The sequence below is a fragment of the Streptococcus oralis genome (assembly GCF_001578945.1).
Classification (GTDB): Bacteria; Bacillota; Bacilli; order Lactobacillales; family Streptococcaceae; genus Streptococcus; species Streptococcus oralis_Q.
The window spans coordinates 492,073-492,925 of record NZ_KQ969551.1 but is presented as its reverse complement, the minus strand read 5'-3'; the positions used below and the strand labels follow the sequence as shown (position 1 = coordinate 492,925).

General features: G+C 44.1%; 1 protein-coding gene and 1 pseudogene. One reads left to right on the top strand and one right to left on the bottom strand.

Annotated features, from left to right (window positions below):
- Positions 1–94 (top strand): annotated as a pseudogene (locus SORDD16_RS11140) (IS5/IS1182 family transposase); the annotation flags it as partial.
- Positions 95–159: 65 nt separating this feature from the next.
- Here the strand turns inward: SORDD16_RS11140 and SORDD16_RS05035 are convergent.
- Positions 160–853: FAD-dependent oxidoreductase (locus SORDD16_RS05035; RefSeq protein WP_164966489.1), on the bottom strand; the 694-nt coding region annotated here is incomplete at its 5' end.

Below are 853 nucleotides of genomic sequence, written 5' to 3'. Positions count from 1 at the left end.
AATTTTTTCAACCACTTATCGTAATCGTAAGAAACGGTTTGGTCTGCGTATGAATCTTATTGCTGGTATTATTAATTTTGAAACTAAATTATGATTTCGCAGGAAAGTCTATTGTACATTCAAGATATAAAAGAGGCTCCGGAGGGTCTCTTCCATCAATTAGCGCATTGTTACAAATTCTTCTGAAGCGGTTGGGTGAATAGCCACTGTAGCATCAAAGTCCGCCTTGGTTGCTCCCATCTTGATAGCAACAGCGAATCCTTGAATCATCTCATCCACTCCGTAACCAAGTCCGTGAAGTCCAACAACTTTTTCGTCAGCACCGGCGGTGATGAGTTTGAAGCGAGATTCTTGACGATGGTTTGTAACGGCTGAGTACATAGATGCAAAGCTTGACTTGTAGACTTTGATGTTATCTTGGCCGTATTCTTTGATAGCTTGATCCTCGGTTAAACCAACCGTTCCGATTGCTGGGTGGGAGAAGACAACAGTAGGGATAGTCGTGTAATCCATCTTGGCATTTGTTTTCCCGTTGAAGAGGCGTTCAGATAAGGTGCGTCCTGCCTTGATGGCTACTGGGGTTAGTTCTTTCTCGCCAGTAACGTCTCCAAGAGCATAGATGCCATCTACAACTGTATTTTGGTATTCATCCACTTGGATAAATCCACGTTGGTTGAGTGTAACGCCAGCCTTTTCTAACTCAAGACCGTCTACATTTGGACGGCGGCCGGTAGCCCAGATAACTTGGTTAGCGGTGTGACTAGAACCGTCTTCGAAATGAATTGTAATGCCTTGCTCTGTTTCTTCGAGCTTGACGGGTACCTTATGCGTGTGCAAAGGTAGACCTGTTTTT